15 protein-coding genes are annotated in these 17,804 nt (G+C 37.9%); 7 read left to right on the top strand and 8 right to left on the bottom strand.

Going from position 1 to position 17,804, the window contains the following annotated elements; genetic code table 11:
- Positions 1 to 153 precede the first annotated feature (153 nt).
- Positions 154 to 678, top strand: coding sequence for a lipocalin family protein (locus ABEG11_RS01080; protein WP_348822352.1), 525 nt, complete (start codon positions 154 to 156; stop codon positions 676 to 678).
- Between the two features lie 8 nt (positions 679 to 686).
- Here the strand turns inward: ABEG11_RS01080 and ABEG11_RS01075 are convergent, their stop codons facing one another.
- The 8 genes from ABEG11_RS01075 to ABEG11_RS01040 all read right to left on the bottom strand — a co-directional run bounded on the left by ABEG11_RS01075 (position 687) and on the right by ABEG11_RS01040 (position 10,400).
- A complete protein-coding gene (locus ABEG11_RS01075; protein WP_348822351.1) occupies positions 687 to 1,121 on the bottom strand; it encodes a DUF6526 family protein in 435 nt (144 codons plus the stop codon).
- Positions 1,122 to 1,126: 5 nt separating this feature from the next.
- The gene (locus ABEG11_RS01070) at positions 1,127 to 1,312 is read right to left on the bottom strand and encodes a Thivi_2564 family membrane protein (protein ID WP_348822350.1); all 186 of its coding nucleotides are present in this window, start codon (positions 1,310 to 1,312) and stop codon (positions 1,127 to 1,129) included.
- 183 nt (positions 1,313 to 1,495) lie between these two features.
- On the bottom strand, positions 1,496 to 2,602 hold the full coding sequence (locus ABEG11_RS01065; RefSeq protein WP_348822349.1) for an NADH:flavin oxidoreductase: 1,107 nt from the start codon (positions 2,600 to 2,602) through the stop codon (positions 1,496 to 1,498).
- A gap of 168 nt (positions 2,603 to 2,770) precedes the next feature.
- Positions 2,771 to 4,189 carry a TolC family protein gene (locus ABEG11_RS01060; protein ID WP_348822348.1) on the bottom strand — a complete coding sequence of 473 codons (1,419 nt, stop codon included), beginning with the start codon at positions 4,187 to 4,189 and terminating at the stop codon, positions 2,771 to 2,773.
- Positions 4,190 to 4,385: 196 nt separating this feature from the next.
- Positions 4,386 to 7,616: an efflux RND transporter permease subunit gene (locus ABEG11_RS01055; RefSeq protein ID WP_348822347.1), complete on the bottom strand. Its 3,231-nt coding sequence runs from the start codon at positions 7,614 to 7,616 to the stop codon at positions 4,386 to 4,388.
- A 9-nt stretch (positions 7,617 to 7,625) separates the two neighbouring features.
- The gene (locus ABEG11_RS01050) at positions 7,626 to 8,768 is read right to left on the bottom strand and encodes an efflux RND transporter periplasmic adaptor subunit (protein WP_348822346.1); all 1,143 of its coding nucleotides are present in this window, start codon (positions 8,766 to 8,768) and stop codon (positions 7,626 to 7,628) included.
- Between the two features lie 216 nt (positions 8,769 to 8,984).
- Entirely contained in the window at positions 8,985 to 9,563 is a 579-nt protein-coding gene (locus ABEG11_RS01045; protein ID WP_348822345.1) for a TetR/AcrR family transcriptional regulator, read from the bottom strand.
- A 246-nt stretch (positions 9,564 to 9,809) separates the two neighbouring features.
- On the bottom strand, positions 9,810 to 10,400 hold the full coding sequence (locus tag ABEG11_RS01040) for an HD domain-containing protein (protein ID WP_348822344.1): 591 nt from the start codon (positions 10,398 to 10,400) through the stop codon (positions 9,810 to 9,812).
- Between the two features lie 488 nt (positions 10,401 to 10,888).
- Between ABEG11_RS01040 and ABEG11_RS01035 the strand changes: the two genes are divergently transcribed.
- From ABEG11_RS01035 to ABEG11_RS01010, 6 genes are all read left to right on the top strand, one after another.
- Positions 10,889 to 11,251, top strand: coding sequence for a BlaI/MecI/CopY family transcriptional regulator (locus ABEG11_RS01035; RefSeq protein WP_348822343.1), 363 nt, complete (start codon positions 10,889 to 10,891; stop codon positions 11,249 to 11,251).
- Complete coding sequence (locus ABEG11_RS01030) at positions 11,248 to 13,332, top strand: M56 family metallopeptidase (protein WP_348822342.1); 2,085 nt, start codon at positions 11,248 to 11,250, stop codon at positions 13,330 to 13,332. The genes ABEG11_RS01035 and ABEG11_RS01030 overlap by 4 nt, the downstream gene beginning before the upstream one ends.
- A 201-nt stretch (positions 13,333 to 13,533) precedes the next feature.
- The gene (locus tag ABEG11_RS01025) at positions 13,534 to 15,564 is read left to right on the top strand and encodes a DUF2264 domain-containing protein (protein ID WP_348822341.1); all 2,031 of its coding nucleotides are present in this window, start codon (positions 13,534 to 13,536) and stop codon (positions 15,562 to 15,564) included.
- 118 nt (positions 15,565 to 15,682) lie between these two features.
- Positions 15,683 to 16,507, top strand: coding sequence for a M48 family metallopeptidase (locus tag ABEG11_RS01020; protein WP_348822340.1), 825 nt, complete (start codon positions 15,683 to 15,685; stop codon positions 16,505 to 16,507).
- Positions 16,508 to 16,727: 220 nt separating this feature from the next.
- Positions 16,728 to 17,288, top strand: a complete 561-nt coding sequence (locus tag ABEG11_RS01015; protein WP_348822339.1) for a hypothetical protein — start codon at positions 16,728 to 16,730, stop codon at positions 17,286 to 17,288.
- A gap of 111 nt (positions 17,289 to 17,399) precedes the next feature.
- Positions 17,400 to 17,777, top strand: coding sequence for a hypothetical protein (locus ABEG11_RS01010; RefSeq protein ID WP_348822338.1), 378 nt, complete (start codon positions 17,400 to 17,402; stop codon positions 17,775 to 17,777).
- The last annotated feature ends 27 nt before the right edge of the window (positions 17,778 to 17,804 follow it).

Genomic DNA, 17,804 nt, shown 5'->3' with positions numbered 1-17,804 from the left:
TATTATACAATTCCTTGTATGTGTTTCAGATTTTTCACATCAGATCCTCACATCTCAAAAATTAACAGCCTTTAATTTTATAAAAGTTCTGGTTAATTCTGTAAAAAATTTCAGATAATAGGCTTTAGATTTGAAGGATGTAAAATTTTTATTATGAGACTCCAGAATATAATGCCAGCTCTTATTATCCTTGCAATTGTTTCTTGTACAACAATTCCCGAAGGGGTTACTGCAGTTGCTCCATTTGCGAAAGAAAAATATCTAGGGAAATGGTATGAAATTGCACGATTAGACTTTAAATATGAAAAAGATTTAAACAATACAACTGCAGAATATTTATTGAATGAAGATGGTACAATAAAAGTTTTAAACCGTGGTTATAACGTTAAAAGCAAAAAATGGGAACAGGCTGCAGGAAAGGCAAAGTTTGTAGATAGTGATAAAATAGGCATGTTAAAAGTCACATTTTTTGCCCCTTTTTATTCTGGCTATAATGTAATTGCCATTGATCCAGATTATAAATATTCGTTAGTTGCCGGTGAAAGCTTAAAGTATTTATGGATTTTATCGCGGGAGCAGACTATTCCTGAAGAAGTGAAAAATAAATATCTAAAAATTGCAGAAGAAGCAGGTTTTCCAACTTCGAATCTTACTTGGGTACAGCACGACAAAAAATAACTTTACATCTAAACCCTTGCATAATCACCTTTCCAGCGCTTGATTGCTTTTTTGATCTCAATTCCAGAAAGATTTTCAGATAGTGTTTTTTTAATCAGTTCCTCCAGCTCATCATCTGACGCAAATCGTAATGCAAATAGCTGTTCTTCTTTTAATCGATGCTCAAAATGCTCCATTCTTCGTCCAGTTAGAGAAAAATAACGATAGCGGAGTTCCAAACGGACAATTCGGTTTTGAAGCATTAATGCATAATGCTGTCTGAGCATAAAACCCAAGCCAAACAGCACAATAAATATACCGCCTATAAAAGACCAGATCAATTTATCTGTAGTTGTAATTGCAAAATATACGCTAAAACTCAGCAAAAAGAGTATTACAGGATAGTAGACAAAATGATGGGGTGTATAATAACGGATATGATTTTCAAAAGACTGTTTTTTCATGATTTTTATACATGTACACCCATAATTTCATTGAAAAGACCAAAAACTTTTAATAGCCAGACAACCACAAGGATTACGACAACAATATTAAAAATGTTTTTGATTTTGGGATCCATAGGGATATAAGTGTTTATTAACCAAAGAAGCACCCCTACAACAATTAATACTAGCAATACAGTAACTAATGGCATAATAAAATGTTTTATAAGTTATATTCAAATGTATTTCACTTCTTGTTAAAACACTTTACATAATTATTTGAAAGCGTTATATAATTCAGTATTATCTAATAAATGAAAAACGCTGCAAAACCAAAGTCTGCAGCGTAATCAAATTAAATAATAAAAAAAGGGTATTTTTAAACTGCTGAAAATTTACTCCAATATCAGTTCGGCTAAAGCTTCTTTGCTGAATCCTACAAGTTCATTGGTTTTTCCTGATTTTATTTTGGCAGTCCAGTTAGGGTCAGAAAGCAGCGGTCTTCCAACGGCGGCCAAATCAAAATCGCCTCTGTCGAAACGTCTGTTCAATTCGTCCAAGGAAGCCGGCTCAGAACTTTCGCCTGCAAAGGCGCCAAAGAAATCACTGGAAAGTCCGATAGAACCAACCGTAATAGTTGCCGCACCGGTTACTTTTTTGGCCCAGCCAGCAAAATTCAGATCCGATCTTTCAAACTCCGGCTCCCAGAAACGGCGCTGTGAACAATGCAGAATATCCACTCCGGCATCCACAAGAGGCGTAAGCCAGGCATCTAATTCCTGAGGTGTTTTGGCCAGTTTGTAATTGTAATCCGAAGGCTTGAATTGAGAGAAACGCATAATCACAGCAAAATCATTACCAACTTGTTTTCTGACTTCTTTTACCACTTCAATAGCAAATCGATTGCGTTCTTTTATCGTTTTGCCGCCGTAAATATCGGTGCGTAAGTTGGTTTCAGGATTAAAGAACTGGTCAATTAAGTAGCCATGCGCGCCGTGAATTTCGATAGTGTCAAAACCCAATCTTTTGGCATCGGCCGCCGCTTTTCCAAAAGCAATTATAGTATTTTCAATGGCCGCCTCAGACATCGTATTTCCGTTATTGAAACCAGGACGGTTCAATCCTGACGGCCCTTCAAAAGGAACCGGCGGTACCCAGCCCGAATGGTGGTTGTCCATAATCCCCATGTGCCAGATCTGCGGTCCCATCTGACCGCCTGCTGTGTGGACTCCGTCAATCACTTTTTTCCATCCGTTTAATGCTTCACTGCCATAAAAATGAGGAACATTAGCATCATTCGATGACGAAGGACGGTCAATAACTGTCCCTTCAGACAATATCAATCCCACTTCGCCCTCGGCTCTTTTTTGATAGTAAGCAGCAACGGCATCAGTCGGAATTCCGTTGGGAGAAAAGGAACGCGTCATAGGCGCCATTACGATTCTGTTTTTAAGATGCAGCGACTTCAGGCTGAAAGGTGTAAATAAATTATTTGTGCTCATATTTGTTATAATTTTAGATTAGTTTGTTCGTAACTATTGAGTAATCATACGTTTTTTTTGTCATTGGAGGAACTAAGCAATCTCATTTGCTGAATCTGCACGGTGCGTTGCTCTCTGGATGTGATTGCTTCGTTCCTCGCAATGACAAAGCAGGACTAAAATCGGGTATTATCTCCAGCCGCCACCCAGCGAACGGTACAATTCCGTGTTGGCGGTAAGCTGTTGTCTTTTAATATCGGCCAGTTCCAGTTCGCTCTGCAGTAAATTGGCCTGAGCAGTCAAAACCTCCAGATATTCGGCCATACCGTTTTTGAATAATAAGTTGGCATTTTTGATGGCTTTCTGTAATGTTTTTACTTTCTCCCGAAGGAAATTTTCCTGCTGTTCCAGTTTTTCTACTTTCACCAAAGCATCCGATACTTCGCTGACCGCTGTTAAAACCGACTGCCTGAAATTTAAAACGGCTTTTTCTCTTTCCGCGACAGCGATATTATATTGCGTTTTCAGCTTTTTGTTATTCAGCAATGGCTGTGTCAAACCTCCCGCAACTGTTCCGAATAACGAAGCAGGAACATTGAACCAGCTGCTGGATTCAAACGAATTTAAGCCGCCTTGGGCTGTGATTCTTAAGGCTGGATACAAATCGGCTTTGGTGATGCCGACATTTGCATTCGCAGATTTCAGAGCCAGTTCAGCAGATTTCACATCCGGTCTTCGGCTTACCAATGAAGACGGAATTCCAATCGATGCATTGTTTTTTACTTCAATAGCGCTCAGACGAATCGTTCTTTCTTTAGCATTCGGAAAAGATCCTGTCAGAACACTCAGTGCATTTTCCTGAATCGCAATGTTTTGTTCCAATGAAGGAATCAATTGTGCCGAATTCAGCTGCTGCGCCTCCGACTGCTGAATGGCTAACGAAGTGACTTGTCCTGCATCGTATTTTAATTTGATGATTTTGGTCGTACTGTCATTCAGTTTCAGGTTTTGTCTGGCAATTTCCAGCTGGGCATCCAGCATCAAAAGATTGTAATATCCCTTAGAAACATTGGCAACAATAGTCGTCTGCAGTGCTTTTTTTACTTCTTCAGATTGCAGGTAATTGGCATAAGCACCTTTTTTCTGGTTTTTGATTTTTCCCCAGATATCCGCTTCCCATGAAAGTGAAGCCCCCGCAGAATAATCTTCAATGTGTTTCATACCCAATGCCTGATCCAGCGTTCGTCCCGTAAAACTATTATCTGACGGATTATTGGTATTGGCAGTTACCAATAAATTCACCTGCGGAACATTGCCCCATTTCGACTGTGTGAATCTATATTGCGCAATTTCAATGTTTTTTGTGGCAATCTGCAGGTCGTTATTTCTGGCAACGGCGCTGTCAATTAATTGGACAATATCTTTCTCCTTAAAGAAATTTTTCCACTCCAGATCACCAATACTGGCGGTGTCTTTTGAAACCGATGCATTCCTGAAATTGGCAGGAAAAGCATCTTTTGGAGTTTCAATATCCTTCGAAACCGAACAGGATAGTATTGTGCTGATCAGAATGACGGTCATCACGGTTTTAGTTATATATTTTTTCATATTATAAGTTCATATTTTAGTGCAATTTTATTAGTCACAGATTAACACAGATTGGCACAGATTTTTTTATAAACATTTGAGAGAATCTGTGAAAATCCTTTAATCTGTGGCGAATTTTATTAGTTACAGATAGTCATTTTGTTTTTATTAAATTTCTGTACAATTATCTTTTTCACTGTCAAGATCTTTTGACACTTTATACGCTATGTACGTTAGGCTGATGATGATGGCCATCAGAATTGTTGTGATATAATTTTCCATTTTTATTTTCGTGATTATGAATTACAGCCACTGGCTTTCCAGTAACTTTTTCTTGTAAATATTGGAATACGATGAACAAAACCGGGATGATTAACAGCCCTAGAATTACTCCCGAAACCATTCCTCCGGCGGCACCAATACTGATGGAGTGGTTACCCTGAGCCGATGGACCTTTGGCACTCATCATCGGAATCAATCCAACTACGAAAGCCAGCGAAGTCATGATAATTGGACGCAGACGCAGTTTCGCTGCATCTATCGAAGCTTTGACCAATGCCTGGCCCGATTTTCGTTTCTGGACGGCAAACTCAACAATCAGAATCGCATTCTTGGCGAGCAGTCCGATGAGCATTACCAATGCCACCTGCACATAAATGTTGTTTTCAATTCCAGTTAATCCAATGGCCACAAATACCCCAAAGATTCCGGCTGGAATGGACAGGATTACTGCTAATGGCAGAATGTAGCTTTCGTATTGTGCGGCAAGCAGGAAGTAAACAAATATCAGACACAGCAGGAATATAGTCGCCGATTGTCCTCCCGAAGAAATCTCCTCGCGGGTTTGTCCTGAGAATTCATAACTGTACCCTGATGGCAATTGCTGTGCAGCAACTTCCTCAATGGCTTTAATCGCATCTCCCGAACTAAATCCGGGCTTCGGAATCGCATTTACCGAAATAGAATTGAACAGATTATATCTCGAAGCGGTTTCAGAACCATAAATACGGGATAGTTTTACCAGCGTATTTATTGGCACCATTTCGCCGTTTTTGTTTTTTACAAATACACGGTCAATCGCTGTCGGATCGGCTCTGTCGGCAATATCTGCCTGAACAACCACTCGATAATATTTTCCAAATCGGTTGAAGTCGGATGCCTGCGCACTTCCAAAATAGGCCTGCATCGTCTGCAGTATGTCTTTGACTTTTACACCCAATTGATCGGCTTTGGCATCATTGATATCCAATTGCAATTGCGGATAATCGGCTTTGAAACTGGTAAAAGCGACAGCAATTTCAGGACGTTTCATTAATTCTCCAATGAACTGCTGTGAAATATCGCTGAACTTATCCAATTTCCCGCCTGTTTTGTCCTGCAGTACCAAATCCAAAGCTTCCACATTACTAAATCCGGGAACTGTTGGGAAACTGAATACAAAGAAGCTTCCTTCTGAAATGGTGCCTAATTTTCCCTGAACATCGGCCATTATTTCATCAATATTTTTGATTTTCCCGCGTTCTTCATTGGGTTTCAGCAGTACGAAAACCACTGCCGATGAAGGGCTGGTAGAATTTGTCAATAAGTTGAAACCTGAAATAGCAGTTACAAATCGGGAAGATTCCAAACCTCTCAAAGTATTCTCTGCTTTGGTCATTACTTTTTGAGTTCCGTCCAACGAAGTTCCGGATGGCGTGTTTACTGCAATGGCAATAAATCCCTGATCTTCGGTTGGAATAAATCCAGCCGGAGTCGTTTTTACCATTACAATAGTGGCAACAGTAATTAATGCCAGACCTCCTAAACTTACCCATTTGTTGCGGATTAAGAATTTCAGTCCGCCCACATAACGGTTGGTCAGTGATTCAAAACTGCTGTTGAAAGCGGTAAAGAATTTCTCTTTGAATCCTTTTTGCTCGGCAGGCGCATTATGATCCTGCGCTCCGTGATTGTCTTTTAAAAATAAAGCGGCTAGGGCAGGGCTCAATGTCAAGGCATTAACAGCTGAAATAACAATTGCAATGGCCATCGTAAAAGCAAACTGACGATAGAAAACTCCCGTAGAACCTTCCATAAAACCAACTGGCAGGAATACTGCAGCCATGACCAGCGTAATCGAAATAATCGCTCCGGTAATTTCGTGCATTGCTTCGTGAGTAGCTATTTTTGGAGACAGACGTTTGTGTTCCATTTTGGCATGCACTGCTTCGACAACCACAATCGCATCATCGACCACGATACCAATGGCTAGAATTAAGGCGAAAAGAGTCAATAAGTTAATCGAAAATCCGAATAACTGCATGAAGAAGAACGTTCCCAAAATCGCAACCGGAACCGCAATGGCCGGAATCAGCGTCGATCTAAAATCCTGAAGAAACAGAAACACCACGATAAATACCAGAATAAAAGCTTCCAATAAGGTATGTTCTACCTGTTCAATTGACTGATCCAGCGACACTTTGGTGCTGTAGAATATATTGTGTTTTATTCCTTTAGGGAAATCTTTCGAAGCCTTAACCATCAGTTTGTTAATCGCAATCTGAATGTCATTCGAGTTGGAACCCGCCAGCTGAATCACACCAATAACAACTCCCTTTTTACCATTCAAACGTGTTAAACTGTTGTAGGAGTAAGCACCGAGTTCCACTCTTGCCACATCTTTCAATCGAAGGATGGAACCATCGGCATTGGAACGGATGGCAATGTTTTGATAATCTTCGGGTTTGGTTAATTTTCCTTTGTATTTGATAACGTATTCGAAAACTTCGTTGCTTCTTTCGCCAAATTTACCCGGAGCAGCTTCCAGACTTTTGTCCTGAATCGCAGCCATAACTTCATTTGGCGTTACATTGTGCGTGGACATCTGCGTTGGGTTCAGCCACACTCTCATCGAATAGTCTTTTACACCGCCAAAAATACTGGCAGAACCCACTCCCGGAATACGTTTGATTTCAGGAATAATATTGATCTGTGCATAATTGGCAACAAATGTCTGGTCGTATTTGGACTCATCGTCGGTGTACATACCGATGGCCATGATAAAGCTATTCTGCTGTTTGGCAGTGATAATTCCCTGCTGCACAACTTCCGATGGCAATTGGCTTGTAGCCTGAGCCACACGGTTCTGAACGTTCACCGCAGCCTGATCGGCATCTGTTCCTAGTTTAAAGAAAACGGTAATGGCTAAAGTTCCGTCATTACTGGCAGTAGAGCTCATATAAGTCATGTTCTCCACACCATTTATTGATTCTTCCAGCGATGGCGCCACCGAACGTAAAACCGTTTCGGCATTCGCTCCCGGATAAACTGCGGTAACCAAAACCGATGGCGGTGCAATATCAGGAAACTGTTGCAGCGGCAGTTTGGTAAGTCCCAGCACTCCTAAAATGACCAGTAAAATGGAAATAACGGTGGCCAGTACGGGTCTTTGTATAAATATTTTGAACATATGTAAAAATTATTTGTTGTTAGTGATTTGCGCAATTTTAGCAGCGGATTTTTCAGGCTGGATCAGCTGTCCTTCCTGAAGTTTGTCGATACCGCTTAATACAATCTGGTCGCCGGTTTTCACACCGTCTTTGATAAGATAGTTAGCACCGCTTTTGCCGACAATAGTGATAGGGGTTTTAGTGACTTTGTTTTCTTTGTTTACTGTGAAAACAAAAACTTTGTCCTGCATTTCTACCGTAGCCGATTGCGGCACCAAAATAGCATCTTCATGTTCCATTCCTAAGCGGATTTTTCCTGTATTTCCGGAACGCAAGGTTTTGTACGGATTGGAGAATTTCGCTCTAACGGTAATGGCTCCTGTGGTTTTATCGAACTGACCATCGACCATATCGATTTTTCCTTTTTGCGGATAAGCGCTGTTATCAGCCAATAGTAATGTAACCGGAGGCAGGTTTTTGATTTTGTCGCCAATGCTGTTTCCTGCATATTTTGATTTGAATTGGATAAAATCAGTTTCGCCCAAAGAGAAATACGCATACACTTCGTTAACATCCGAAAGCGTTGTCAAAGCTTCGATATCATTGGCAGAAACTAAACTTCCTTGTTTTTTAGGCAGTCTTCCAATGTAGCCGCTAACTGGTGCAGTAATATTGGTATAACCCAGATTGATTTTAGCAGATGCCACAATTGCTTTGGCCTGTTCGATATTGGCAGCAGCAATTTTTTGAGAAGCTTTGGCGGTTTTTAATTGATAATCCGAAACGACTTTATTTTGAACCAGCGGTGTTAGCTTATCCACTTCAAGCTGGGCGTTGATGTAAGCCGCTTCGGCAGCGTGAAGACTGGCCAGCGCATTGTTTAACTGCTCACGGAAAGGGCGTTCGTTGATTTTGAATAAAGACTGGCCTTTAGTTACATAAGCACCTTCATCGACCAAAACGCGGTCTAGATTCCCGCTTACCTGCGGACGGATTTCCACATCTACCGTTCCCTGTATGGCTGCAGGATATTCAGAGTCAGTTGTGGTGTTCTCAGTAGTTACTGCCATAACAGGCAGGAGTGGGGCGGGTGCAGCAGCGGGTGCCTGCTGTTTATCGGCACAGCTGATTAAAAAGGCTGTTATAAGGCTTAGAAATGTAATCTTTCTCATGATTGGAATTGAATTTAATTGAATGTTAGGTATTATGTTTTTTGGAATAATCGTTTCAGAATTCATGCTGTTTTTTAGTTAAAGATTACTATTTCTGTGAATTGTTAATTCTGAAATAAACGTTTCAGAATCAAAGCTGTAATTTAAAAATTCGTATGCGTATTGGGAATTATTATCTGAAATAAACGTTCCAGAATTAGATAAAAAAAAAGAAAGCTATTTAAATATGTTTTTAATCAGGAATTCTGACATTTTTTTGATTTTGATTGGATTTTGATTAACGATGTAAGATTGTTTCCAGCCTGTAAAGGAGGTTGCAATATACTCAGCCATTAATGATGCATCTTCTGAATTGTCCATTTCACCATCATCCATAGCTTTTTGAACTATTGTAGCCATAAATTCAATGAAAATATCATTTTGCTTACTCATTACATTTCGTACTATGCTGTCATCCGGAGCAATTTCGAAAATCGTTTTCATTCCCAGACAGCCTTTGTCGCAGGATACAATCCAATCTGCTTTATCTGTAATAACTTTCAGCAATGCTTTTTTGGCCGATGATTCCTTGGCAACTTTTTGTTTTAGTTCACACATGGCATTATCAAAATAATTGCCAATGCATTTCATAAATAACTGATGCTTGTCGCCAATAGTATTGTATAAACTGCTTCGGTTAATCTGCATGGCATCCACAAGATCCTGCATAGAAGTAGCATTATATCCTTTTTCCCAAAAGACATTCATTGCTTTTTCTATTTTTTCGACCTCGTTAAATTCTACACAGCGAGCCATAAGATTTAATTTTCACTTTGCAAATGTAAAACTATTTTTGAAACAAGCGTTCCAGAATCAATATTTTTTTGGATTTTTTTTCAAAAGAGTAAAGATGGCTGTGCGTAACTTGTTGATTTGTATTGTTTTGTATGGATATGTGTTAAAGCAAAAATAGGAATAACATTCTTCTTTCGCTTACATTATATTGTTGTTTAACAAAGTAATTTCAGTGATTGTGATACGCAAGTTAATAATACAGAAAGTTTATTTTTTTAAGATGCCTTTTTCGACGCTTTCGTTTATCAGGTTTTCTGCATAATTCCAAATTGAACTTGATCCTTCCTTTATGACTTTCTTTTTTTCATACACTTTATCGTATTTGACATTAAATTCAGCCCATGTCCCTCCATTATTTGAAGTGTTTTGGAGTAATGGTTCCAATCTGTCCATTGATTTGGCAAATTTGGCTTCGTTGGTTTGCCCAATCTCAAATTCTTCCCAAATCGATATGAATTCTTCAGCCTGTCCTTTAGGCAGTATTCCAAAAATCCGATTGGCAGCTGCTCTTTCTTCGTCGGTATTGGAATGGTTTTTTGCAGTGTCATAAATAAAAGTGTCGCCGGCATCAATCTCTACAATATCATGAATCAAAACCATTTTTATAACTTTTAAAATGTCAATAGGAGCATCCGAATGTTCTGCCAGGACAATGGCCATCATAGCTAAATGCCAGCTATGTTCTGCGTCATTTTCGTTTCTGTCGCTGTTAAATAGTTTTGTTCTGCGCTGAATGTATTTGATCTTGTCTATTTCCTTGATAAAATTGATCTGCTGTAATAGATTGTCTGATTTCATTTTTTTTATTCTAATATTTGTTCTTTATATGGCTTACACGACTGCTAAATTGGCTTGCAAAATTGATTAGATAAAATTTTTTCATATAAATCCCGATATAATTTTAAATAGCTAAAGTTGCTTTCAAATTTAAAGCTATTGTTTTGAAGTTTTCTATTCTGAGCATGATTTATGTTGCTTTTGCATTATAAATTTTGATGATTGCAGTTTCTGCCAAGGATAGCAGCGGAAAGCCCGCAAAGGAAGAGCCCTTAAAAAACAAAACCCAAAACAGCGACCGGAGGAAGCTCGTTTTGGGTTTATGTTTTTTTGGGCGATGACTGCGGACTTGCAGTGGATAGCCTGTTTAGGCAGCTAGATTCTAAACTTGACTTTCTGGCGGCATTATTAAAGAATTAGTATCTTCACTAAAAAATTAGTAAAAATATTAATCAATTAGTTTTGCTACTAATTAATTAGTAGTTATATTTGTCAAAAGATTTTTTATTATGATAAAATTAGCTAAACGGGAAGAGCAGATTATGCAGGTTTTTTGGGATTTGAATAAAGCCTTTATTAGGGATGTGATTCCGCTGCTTCCAGATCCGAAACCGCATTATAACAGTGTGGCGACAATTGTGAAAATTCTTGAAGAAAAAGGATTCTTGAATCATGAAACTACTGGGAATATGCATTGTTTTTTTCCAGTAATCAGCAGGGAAGAATATCAGCAGTTTGCGCTGAAGGATATCGTGAGCCAGTATTTTGATAATTCGTACCCGAGAATGCTGGCATTTTTTGCAAAAGAACAAAAGCTAACCGAAAATGAATTGGATGAGATAGTTAACATCATTAAAAACGATAAAGCATGATACCATATATTCTGTACACTGCCCTTATTCTTTCGGCTTGTTATGTGTTTTATAAGCTGCTTTTGCAAAATGAAACTTTTTTCCATCTGAACAGATATGTTCTTCTTGGATGTATGATTTTGGCATTTATGCTGCCATTGGTTCCTGTGCCACAGCAATTATCATTACGAAAAGTTACAGCCGAAAAGCATATTCCGCTGGTAAAAACAGCTGCAGTCAAAAACAATGCTATCGAACTGAAAGCACCGCCAGTGCAGGAAGTTTTTGCCAAACAGGCAGAACAGACATTTAATGTTGATATGCTATTGCAATGGCTGGTGTATTTGTATTGGTTTGGTGTTATCATCTTTGCTCTTAACTTTTTGATGCAGGCATGTGTACTGCTCTATAGAGTCTATTCGTTATCGGCAATTCAGGATGGGAAATTCCGTATTGTCGAAATAACCGGAGATAAAGCTCCTTGTTCATTTGCCAATAATATTTTTATCAATCCCGAAAAATACGAGTGGGAAACCTATAGCCAGATTCTGCAGCATGAAAAAATTCATATTGAGCAAAGGCATACTATCGATTTACTGTTGGCCGAAACAGTTATTATTTTTCAGTGGTTTAATCCTTTTGCATGGCAATGGCGCAAGGCATTGGAGAGCAATCTGGAATTTTTGACTGATAACGAAATGCTGCAGCAGGATACTGTTGAGAAAGAGAGTTATCAGTTCAGCCTGCTCAAAGTAGCGGCACCCCATTTTCCGTTGAGTCTTACAACTAACTATAATCAATCATTAATCAAAAAACGAATCATTATGATGAATTCAAAAAAATCAAGCGTGCACACGACATGGAAATATTTTTTCCTGCTGCCTTTATTGATTTTGTTTGTCTGCCTTTTTAATCAGCCGGCAGCGCAGAGTCAGAATCTAAATTTAAATGACGAGCCAAAAGAGCAGTCCAATATTCAAAACGGAATGGATACTGAAGGAAGCTGGTTTGCAGTTATTAAAGGCAATACTGTTAACATTCAGTTTAAAAGCGGTGAGGATAATAATTCTTCGACTGCTTTTCAGCTGAGTGAACTCAAAGGATTTACAAAGGACATGAAAGGAGAGTTTACCTTAACGCGTGAAGCGGGTACCATGTATTTTGAAGGAAAATTTGAAGGTAACAACGGAATGGGAACTTATAAATTTACGGCAGATAAAAACTTTGCTAAAGATTTGGCAAAAGAAGGAGTTACCGTTTCGGATGAAAGTGATCTTATGATTTTCTTTATGGTAAATGTAAAAACTTCGTATGTAAAAATGCTGAAGAAAAACGGTTACAAGGATATTGATAAAGATCAATTGATCCCTCTGGTATCATTAGATGTAAATGAAAATTATGTTTTTTCAATGAAACAGGCTGGAATTCCTGATTTTGATCTGGAAGATTTAATTCCTTTTAAATCTATGGGAATAGATAAGGCTTTTATCGATGAGATACGTCAGGCTGGTTATAAAAACATTTCTGCCGATAATATTATTGCATTAAAATCTCAGGGTATTAACGGCAAATTCATTACCGATTTTCATAATTCGACAAATAGTAAAGATGATGACGAAAATGGGGATAATATTATCGCATTTAAGTCTTTGAATATTGATAAAAAATTTATTGATTCTTTTAAAGAATTAGGGTATAACGATCTTTCCAATGATGATCTTATGGCTTTGAAGTCATTAAATATTACTCCAGCATTTGTACAGGAGTTTGAAAAAGTGGGTTATAAAAACATTAAACCTGATGATTTATTTGCTTTAAAATCTATGGATATTACTCCAAAATATATTGATGAATTTAAAAAGACAGGTTATGATAATCTTAAATTTGACGATTTATTTGCCTTAAAATCACAGAATATAACCTCAGGTTTAATTGATGAATACAAGGCTTTTGGGCTTAGCGACCTGAATATTGATAATATTACAGGCGCTAAAGCTATGGGAGTTTCGCCTGCTTTTATTAAGTCAATGAAAGAAAAGGGGCATAACTTTAAAACTCTCGAAAAGTATATGGAATTGAAAGCTGTTGTTGGTGTTAATTAAGAACCGATTCTATTATTATAAAAAACAATCAGGTTGTAAGACTGAATGTAAGCACTCAAGCCTAAGCCGAATTTTCGGTTTGGGCTTTTTTCTTGTAAAAAATGTGCTAATAATTAAGCATTCTGCAAAAAAAATATATTAAATCACAGGGATAAGCTTTATTTTTACAGAAGCAAATAGGCTTAATTTCCTTAACATAACATGAAAAAAAAATCATTATCAACTTTTTTGCTCCTGATTTGCCTAACAGTCTCATCACAGCAAAAGGAAAAACTTAACAGCACTGCTGAAACTGGCATTTTCGAAATCAGCAATCCTGATTTTACTGTAAGTCCTTATACAGGAATGACCAAACAGCATTGGAGAGATGCTGCATTATATTTATTAAAAGGAGCCTTTAGTTACATCCATACCTTGGATGATCCTATGAAGTTTCCGAAACAGCCGGGCGTGAGCTATCCGCAGGATGAATCAAGGGTTCCAACAGAAAAACTGGAAGGACTCTGCAGAACCTTATTTATTGCTTCTCCGCTTTTAAAAGAAAATCCCGATCTGGTAATAAATAATATCAAGGTGGGTGATTATTATCGGTATCAAATAGCGAAATTAATTGACCCGAGCAGTCCTTCTTATATTGTTCCAAGGACAAAAGACGGCGGCCCTAACCAAAACCTGGTTGAGTTTGGGGCATTGGCAGTTTCGATGCTAACCAATCCGGAAGTACTGTGGAATCCATTGCCACAAGAACAGAAAGATGCATTAGCAAAAGCAATGCTAAGTTATGGAGACGGCCCAACAGTTGATTCTAACTGGAAATTCTTTAATATTTTCATTCTAAGCTTTTTCAAGGAACATGGTTACACAGTAAATGAAAAATTATTAGTCGAATATCTGCAGAAATCATTAGGCCATTATAGAGGCGAGGGCTGGTACAATGACAGTCCTGCTTATGATTATTACAGTATGTGGGCTTTCCAGATGTATGGAGCCGTATGGTCTGAATATTTTGGGAACAAATATTATCCTGAGCTGGCTTTGCAGTTCAAATCTAATTTTAATGATTTAAAAGCCAATTATCCATATCTCTTTAGCCGGGACGGTAAAATGATTATGTGGGGAAGAAGCATCAGTTACAGAATAGGATCAATAATTCCTTTTCCGCTGATGGGATTCGAAAATGATCCTAAAGTAAATTACGGATGGATGAGAAGAATCTCGTCGGGAGTTATTAAGCAGTTCCTGCAGCACCCTGATTTCATGAAAGATAATGTGCCAGCCTTAGGTTTTTATGGTGCTTTTGAACCAGCAGTGCAAAATTACAGCTGCAGGGGGAGTGCTTATTGGATGGGAAAAGCTTTTTTGGGGCTTTTAGTTCCAGATGAGAGCCCTTTCTGGACAGCAAAAGAAAATGAAGGCGCATGGGAGACGGAGTTTAAGAAAGATCAGGTTTATAATAAATTTCAGAAAGCTTCCCAGATCCTGATTACAGATTATCCTGCAATAGGTGCTTCCGAGGTTCGTGCCTGGTGTCATGAAAAGAAAAAAGATGACTGGCAGGGATTCAGATCGACAGAAAATTACAACCGCCTATCCTACAACAGTGCTTTTACATGGCAGGCAGATGGTAAAAATGGCGAAGTGGCTATGAATTATGTTTTTAAAAATAAAGCTGGAGAATGGGAACCATTGCGGTTATTTACTTTTAAAAAATTTGAAAATGGCATATACTATCGGGATGCCGTTCTTGAAACCAATGAAAACATCAAAATGAATCTGGCAGATATTCCTTTGCCAAACGGAATATTAAGAATTGATACAAATTGCAGTACAGAAGCAATTGAAATGCGGTTAGGACACTATGCCCTGCCACAATTAGATGACGAAATTAAAACTGTAAGCAGAAAAGTAAAAGGATATAATGTCACAATTATTGACAATGGAAAATACCAGCTGGCAATGATTCCGATACATGGCTGGAATAAAACTGAAGTAATGGGTGCAGAAAACCTGCATCCGGAAGCAGTTAACAGTAAAGTGATTATTATTGCAGATAATTTTGTACCAAATAAATCTCAGTCTGCTGTTTATGCTGTGTTGATGTTGTGGAAAAAATCTGGAGAAAAGTTTTCGGACAAAGAATTGATGCCTGTTAAAAACATCAGCTATTCTGAAAAGGATCATCGATATTCGGTAGTCTTTTCGAATGGCGAAACAAAAATAGTTGAAAACTAAGGAAATATAATTCTATCAATGAAATGAATGCCTAAAAATATTGATACTTTTTTATTTTATTTTATAAATTTAAAATTGGTATATCAGTGTACTTTTGTTAACATCTAAAATTTTTTTTATGAAAAAGTATTTATTAGTGTCAGGAGTTATAGGATGCTTAATAGGATTGTTTTTTTCGTGTGCGCAAAATCCATTTACTGGAAAAAAGAATTTAAATTTTGTATCCAACAGTCAATTATTTCCGTCTTCATTTCAGCAGTACGGAACTTTCCTCAAAGAGAATAAAGTGATATCCGGTACTGCTGATGCCCAGCGTGTTGAAAGGGTTGGTGTACAGATCAAGTCGGCCGCAGAGCGGTGGCTGAGAGCTAATGGGTATGCAGAATATTTAAACGGATATCAATGGGAATATAAACTCGTAGAAGGCAAAGATGTAAATGCATGGTGTATGCCTGGCGGGAAAATTGTTGTGTATTCGGGGATTTTGCCAATAACCAGAGACGATGCAGGCTTAGCAACCGTAATGGGACATGAAGTTTCCCATGCGCTTGCCAATCATGGAGCTCAAAGAATGAGTGCCAGTCAATTGCAGGAGCTTGGAGCAGTTGGCGTTGCTGTAGCAACAGGAGGAAAAAGTGCTCAGCAGCAGCAGATGTGGCAGCAGTATTATGGTATAGGTTCACAGGTAGGTGTAATGCTCCCTTTTAGCAGAAGCTATGAAAACGAAGCTGATAAAATTGGCTTGACACTGATGGCACTTGCAGGCTACAATCCAGAACATGCCTTGGCATTCTGGCAAAGAATGGCTGCCAATAGCGGAGGAAATAAGCCACCAGAATTTATGAGCACCCATCCTGCAGACGCAACCAGAATAGCAAATATAAAAAGACTCATTCCAGAAGCTAAAGCCGAAGCCTTAAAATTTGGGGTAGTTTTAAAATAGTTTTTTTAAATCATAAATAGAATAGGAGATAATCTTACCGAGGATTATCTCCTTTTTTTATTTCCAAATATTGGTTAAGTACTTCCCGGGTTATTGATCTTTTAAAATGCATATAGTGCTGTTAATTATGTAATTGCGATATTTAATTGTGTAAAAAGTTACATGTCTTTCTATCTATTTTTGGAACAATATGATTATTAACCTATTAAAAATAAATATCATGGAAGACAATAGAAACCGCAATTATGATCAGCAGGATCGTGATTACACAGATGCACCAAGCACTACCGATTTTGAAAAATCCAAGCTGAATAACGATCCCAATCAGGCTTATCAAGAAAATGCCGGACAGTTTGAAGAATTCAGCAATGATGACCCCAATCGCTCCAGCAATAATGGAAGGGTTTCAAATTCTCGAAATATAGATGAAGGAAATTGGAATCCTGGGAATAATTCAGAACGTGATATTGATGACGGATTAAATTCCACAAGAACGGGTGATTTTCAAAATGATAATAATGGAGTAAGAGATACGGATCTTGAATCAGATTTTGACGACGATTTAGAGGATGATGATGAAGTCGATGATGAAAGAGATTTTGATGAGTTTGATGATGAGTTTGATGATGAGTTTGATGATGATGATGATGATGATGATGATGATGATGATGATGATGATGATGATGATGATTTTCTTGAGGAGGATCAAGATGATGAAGCCGAAGAGTCAGCAAATGAAAAATCGAATGTTGATGACGATTGGTTAAATCGTGAAATTTAAATATCAAAAATAGATCGCCTCTTTCTAGTTTTAGTTTAGAAAGAGGTAATCTTAATTGAATTGTAATGGTTTGAAATTAATTGAAGAAAGCAACCTGTAAACTAAATTAAAATGGATACTGAAAGAGATGAAAATCAAAATCTAAAAAATGATATTGATACACGCCAAGATAATTTGCAGCGTGGTTATAATACTGATGAAAGCCGTAATCAGACCGAAGGGAATAATGAATTCGATCATAACCTTCCAGAGGATGATTATACGGATGACCAGAATAATTCCAGCACTGGTTACAACGAAAAACTATTGGAAAAAAAGTTCAATCAGGATCAGGCAAATAACGAATCTGATATAGAAACTGAATTTGAAAATGATGATGATCTGATTGTAAAAAATGGAAACATTATCATTGACAAGATTCCAAGCAGCAATAAAAATCAAGTAGAAAATGATAATAAGAATAATAGCTTCAACAAGACTGATAAATAGTCTTTTGGGCTTTTAGTTTTTGTAAAA

This window comes from Flavobacterium aestuarii, from assembly GCF_040049115.1.
GTDB lineage: Bacteria > Bacteroidota > Bacteroidia > Flavobacteriales > Flavobacteriaceae > Flavobacterium > Flavobacterium aestuarii.
This window is presented reverse-complemented; position numbering and strand designations above follow the sequence as displayed.

Excerpts from the sequence above, each read along its gene's own strand:
- ABEG11_RS01080 (WP_348822352.1), top strand. The coding sequence starts at position 154 with ATGAGACTCCAGAATATAATGCCAGCTCTTATTATCCTTGCAATTGTT.
- ABEG11_RS01075 (WP_348822351.1), bottom strand. The coding sequence starts at position 1,121 with ATGAAAAAACAGTCTTTTGAAAATCATATCCGTTATTATACACCCCAT.
- ABEG11_RS01070 (WP_348822350.1), bottom strand. The coding sequence starts at position 1,312 with ATGCCATTAGTTACTGTATTGCTAGTATTAATTGTTGTAGGGGTGCTT.
- ABEG11_RS01065 (WP_348822349.1), bottom strand. The coding sequence starts at position 2,602 with ATGAGCACAAATAATTTATTTACACCTTTCAGCCTGAAGTCGCTGCAT.
- ABEG11_RS01060 (WP_348822348.1), bottom strand. The coding sequence starts at position 4,189 with ATGAAAAAATATATAACTAAAACCGTGATGACCGTCATTCTGATCAGC.
- ABEG11_RS01055 (WP_348822347.1), bottom strand. The coding sequence starts at position 7,616 with ATGTTCAAAATATTTATACAAAGACCCGTACTGGCCACCGTTATTTCC.
- ABEG11_RS01050 (WP_348822346.1), bottom strand. The coding sequence starts at position 8,768 with ATGAGAAAGATTACATTTCTAAGCCTTATAACAGCCTTTTTAATCAGC.
- ABEG11_RS01045 (WP_348822345.1), bottom strand. The coding sequence starts at position 9,563 with ATGGCTCGCTGTGTAGAATTTAACGAGGTCGAAAAAATAGAAAAAGCA.
- ABEG11_RS01040 (WP_348822344.1), bottom strand. The coding sequence starts at position 10,400 with ATGAAATCAGACAATCTATTACAGCAGATCAATTTTATCAAGGAAATA.
- ABEG11_RS01035 (WP_348822343.1), top strand. The coding sequence starts at position 10,889 with ATGATAAAATTAGCTAAACGGGAAGAGCAGATTATGCAGGTTTTTTGG.
- ABEG11_RS01030 (WP_348822342.1), top strand. The coding sequence starts at position 11,248 with ATGATACCATATATTCTGTACACTGCCCTTATTCTTTCGGCTTGTTAT.
- ABEG11_RS01025 (WP_348822341.1), top strand. The coding sequence starts at position 13,534 with ATGAAAAAAAAATCATTATCAACTTTTTTGCTCCTGATTTGCCTAACA.
- ABEG11_RS01020 (WP_348822340.1), top strand. The coding sequence starts at position 15,683 with ATGAAAAAGTATTTATTAGTGTCAGGAGTTATAGGATGCTTAATAGGA.
- ABEG11_RS01015 (WP_348822339.1), top strand. The coding sequence starts at position 16,728 with ATGGAAGACAATAGAAACCGCAATTATGATCAGCAGGATCGTGATTAC.
- ABEG11_RS01010 (WP_348822338.1), top strand. The coding sequence starts at position 17,400 with ATGGATACTGAAAGAGATGAAAATCAAAATCTAAAAAATGATATTGAT.